Origin of the sequence: Brevundimonas sp. EAKA (genome assembly GCF_000698025.1) — a bacterium.
Lineage (GTDB): Bacteria > Pseudomonadota > Alphaproteobacteria > Caulobacterales > Caulobacteraceae > Brevundimonas > Brevundimonas mediterranea_A.
Map to the genome: position 1 here is coordinate 1 of NZ_JMQR01000265.1, position 919 is coordinate 919.

Annotated in this window: 1 pseudogene; it reads right to left on the reverse strand. The window is 70.8% G+C overall.

What is annotated here, in order from left to right:
* Nucleotides 1-118: 118 nt before the first annotated feature.
* Nucleotides 119-688: pseudogene (locus ER13_RS17385) on the reverse strand (AAA family ATPase); the annotation flags it as partial.
* Nucleotides 689-919: the final 231 nt, after the last annotated feature.

The window sequence follows — 919 nt, forward strand, 5'->3', positions numbered from 1 at the left end:
CTTATCTTGCTACTGTATTTTCTGAGCTGAATGCTTGGGCGGGTGCTGGTGCTGGTGTTGCCGCTGCCGGGCTGGTGGTGGCCAGAAGAGAGAGGCCAAGGGCCGCGCGGACAACCCCCTCGCCCAGCCGGGCCTCCAGGGCGTCCAGCCAGACAGGGTCGGCCTCGCGTCCGTCCTGTGCGTCGTTCAACAGGCGCAGCCGTTCGCGCAGGGCCTTTTCGTAGGCGGAGACGGCGGCGGCATGGTCGGGATCGGCGGCGAAGACCAGCCGGTCGAAGAATTTCAGCCGTTCGGCCCGGGCGTCGGAGAACAGCCGGTCCTGTTCCGGTGTGGCCCAGACCGGGCGCAGATAGTCGAGCAATCGGCCGGGCTGGGCCGTCTCGCCGTCGATGCGGACGATGCGCCGCGCCGCGCCCGCCGTCTGGACGCCGGTGCCCAGCCGCGTCTCGTCGTCCAGTTCCACCATGACGGCCCAGGCTCGGCCCACCGCCTCGCCCGGCTCGCGCCGACCCATTTCGGCGGCGGTCGCGCCCCGCAGCCCCTTGCCGGGGGTCAGCAGGCTGATCGCCTCCAGCAGATTGGTCTTGCCCGCCCCGTTCGGGCCGTGAAGCACCACCGGGCCGGAGGCGAGCTCCAGCCGTGCGCTCGCATAGGAGCGGAAGTCGGTGAGGGTGAGGGAGGTGATCAAGGAAGTGACGAGTGGCGAGTGGCGAGGGGGGAGGGAAAGGAGGGGGGGGGTGGGCGCCACTCGCCACTACACACTCGAGCCCAACCCCCGCGGGATCAACACAAACTGCACGCCCGGGTACCCCCGAGGGAGCACCAGCGGCGGCGAAAACGGGGGGGGGAAGAGGGAAGGGGGGGTTTTGGGCGGGAGCTGGGCGGGGGAGGGCCGACGGGGAAGGGGGGGGAAGGCGGT